The following is a 3,052-nucleotide window of genomic DNA, read 5'->3' as shown; positions in this document are numbered from 1 at the left end:
ATCAGCTCAGAATCTCAAATTTGTCCAGTTTCGCGTAAGCCCTAAGTCGTTGACCCTCCGGGCTGGCAACGCTTCCAAAGCGCTTTTCTATTACACTTGGGGGCAATGACTCAGCACACCCCGCCCCAGTGGTACAAGAGCGCCGTCTTCTATGAGCTGTCGGTCCGCACCTTTGCGGACGGCAACGGCGACGGCAAGGGCGACTTTCCCGGCCTGACTGGCAAGCTGGACTATCTGCGGACCCTGGGCGTGGACTGCCTGTGGCTGCTGCCCTTTTACCCCAGCCCGCTGCGCGACGACGGCTATGACGTGGCCGATTACACCGGCATTCACCCGGACCTGGGGACCATCGAGGACTTCCAGTTCTTTCTGGCCGAGGCGCATTCGCGCGGGCTGCGGGTGATCGCCGATCTGGTGACCAACCACACCTCCAGCGAGCATCCCTGGTTCCAGGCGGCGCGGCGCGGCCCCACCCTGCCCGACGGCAGCCCCAACGAGTATCACGACTACTATGTCTGGAGCGACACCGCCACCGAGTACGCCGGGGCGCGCATCATCTTCACCGATACCGAGACCAGCAACTGGACCCGCGACGAGGTCTGTGGGCGCTACTACTGGCACCGCTTCTTCTCCCATCAGCCGGACCTGAATTTCGACAACCCCAGGGTGATCGAGGAGATTCTGGACGCCGGGCGCTTCTGGCTGGGCACCGGTCTGGACGGTTTCCGGGTGGACGCCGTGCCGTACCTGATTGAGCGCGAGGACACCAACTGCGAGAACCTGCCCGAAACGCACGAGATTTTAAAGAAAATGCGCCGCATGGTGGACGCCGAGTACCCTGGCCGGCTGCTGCTGGCCGAGGCCAACCAGTGGCCGGAAGACGTGGCAGAGTACTTCGGCACCGAGGAAGACCCCGAATTTCATATGTGCTTTAACTTCCCGGTGATGCCCCGCCTGTACATGAGCCTCAAGAAGGAGGACACCACCAGCATCCGCGAGATCATGGACCGCCTGCCGGAAATCCCATCCTTTGGGCAGTGGGCTACCTTTCTGCGAAACCACGACGAGTTGACGCTGGAGATGGTGGATGACGACGAGCGCTCCTTCATGTATGCGGCGTACTCGCCCGACACGCGCATGCGGATCAACGTGGGCATTCGCCGCCGCCTGGCCCCGCTGTTGAACAATGAGCGCCGCCGCATCGAGCTGCTGAACAGCGTACTGCTGGCGCTGCCTGGCAGCCCGATCCTGTACTACGGCGATGAGATCGGCATGGGCGACGATCTGGGTCTGGCTGACCGCAACGGCGTGCGGACCCCGATGCAGTGGAACGCGGGCATCAGCGGCGGCTTCTCCACCGCCTGGCCATCGGACTGCTTCTTTCCGCCCGTTAGCGATCCGGTCTACGGCTACCAGCGCGTCAACGTGCAGTCGCAGGAGCGCGATCCGGGCAGCCTGCTCCAGTGGACCTCCCGCCAGCTTGAAGCCCGCCGCCAGCATCCGGCCTTTGCCCACGGCGATCTGAAGTTCGTGGACACCGATAACGCCTCGGTGCTGGCCTTTACCCGCAGCCATGAGAACGAGACGCTGCTGATCGTGTGCAACTTCGGGGCCAATGCCCAGGCCACCACGCTCAACCTGAGCGAGCATGTGGGCCGCACGCCCGTCACCCTGTCCGGCGCGAGTCCCTTCCCGCCAGTGACCGAGGGGCCGTACACCATCATCATGGGGCGGCACGAGTATTACTGGCTGCGGCTGAATTGATCAGGGTCTGAAAGTCTAGAGTGTTTGACATCCTGGCTTTGCGAATACGGCAGGGGTTGACGGCTCCGAGTTGGAATTTCGGACTCGGACTGACGGCTCGGTCCTTGCTGGGGCAACACCGGAAGAAGCGGCGTGTCATTTCTCCGTTCAGGTCGACACGGTGAAGCGGTATCTGGAACGGCACCGCAACAACACCGCAACAACACCTTGCATGTCCTGGTCAAGCCCACAGGCCGTATGGCGGCCTACGAAGAACAGCTCTTGAAACAACTGGAGACCCATCCCAATGCCACCCTGACCGGGCATTTCCGCATACTTGAAGAAGCCACCGGCCTCACCATCTGGTTCGAGACGGTAGACCGGGACTTTACGCGCCACGGCGTTACCTGATCTTGCTAGGGTTTTGTGGAGGAGGGATTCAGTCTGACGGACAATGGAGACTGACATGACCGCCAGCAAACACGAGTACACTGCCGAGTTCAAGCAAGAGGCCGTCCGCCTGGTGATCAGCAGCCAGAAGAGCTGCGCGGAAATCGCCCGAAATCTCGGCAGCCCTCCCTACCTGGTGGTGCGCTGGAAGCAACAACACGAGCAGAAGGGGGCGGCGGGCCGCCCCCAGTTCACCGGACGGGGGGTCCCGGCGCTCAGTGAGCAAGAAGCGCGGTTCAGGAAGCTCGAACGAGAACTCGAAATTACCCGTCAGGAACGCGATATTCTGAAAAAAGCTGTGGCCTGTCTTGGGCAGAACAGACGCCCTTGAGGACGCTTGCCCGCTTCTTCGCCAAAGAAAACTGATCTACCAGTTTATCGAGCAGCATCGTCATGAATTCCCGATCGAGTTGATGTGCAGGACGCTTGGCGTCGGGGTCAGTGGCTATTTTGCGTGGTGGAGAAGGCCAGAGAACCGCTATGTCCAGGCGGACGTGACCCTCACGACGTCGATCCACAAGATTCATCATCAGAGCCGGGGCACCTATGGTGCCCCCCGCGTCCAGGCAGTCCTGGCAGACGAGGGGTTGCAGGTCAGTCGGGCGCGGATCACCCGGCTGATGAAGGCGGCAGGCCTTAAGGTGCGCTGTAAGCGGAAATTCCGCTCGACGACAAATTCCAAGCACCGCCATCCAGTGGCCGAACATCTCCTCAACCGCGAGTTCACTGCGGACCGGCCCAACCGGAAGTGGGTGACGGACATTACCTATTTGCCGACCCAGGAGGGCTGGATGTACCTGGCGGTGGTCATGGACCTCTTTTCCAGGAAGATTGTCGGTTGGGCGATGCGCAGGACGCT

Annotated in this window: 4 protein-coding genes; all 4 read left to right on the top strand. The window is 61.4% G+C overall.

The features are described from left to right. Positions 1-105: 105 nt before the first annotated feature. Positions 106-1,764, top strand: coding sequence for a maltose alpha-D-glucosyltransferase (gene treS / locus Q322_RS0119830; RefSeq protein WP_029479567.1), 1,659 nt, complete (start codon positions 106-108; stop codon positions 1,762-1,764). Positions 1,765-1,896: 132 nt separating this feature from the next. Then, complete coding sequence (locus Q322_RS23730; protein WP_156953192.1) at positions 1,897-2,154, top strand: hypothetical protein; 258 nt, start codon at positions 1,897-1,899, stop codon at positions 2,152-2,154. Positions 2,155-2,209: 55 nt separating this feature from the next. Continuing rightward, positions 2,210-2,524: a transposase gene (locus tag Q322_RS0119820; protein WP_029479566.1), complete on the top strand. Its 315-nt coding sequence runs from the start codon at positions 2,210-2,212 to the stop codon at positions 2,522-2,524. Continuing rightward, positions 2,502-3,052 (top strand): IS3 family transposase (locus tag Q322_RS0119815; RefSeq protein WP_156953191.1); only part of this gene is annotated, 551 nt, incomplete at its 3' end. The genes Q322_RS0119820 and Q322_RS0119815, both read left to right, overlap by 23 nt.

This window comes from Deinococcus frigens DSM 12807 (assembly GCF_000701425.1).
GTDB lineage: Bacteria > Deinococcota > Deinococci > Deinococcales > Deinococcaceae > Deinococcus > Deinococcus frigens.
Note: the sequence above shows the minus strand (reverse complement) of the source record. Positions and strands in the feature narration are given on the sequence as shown.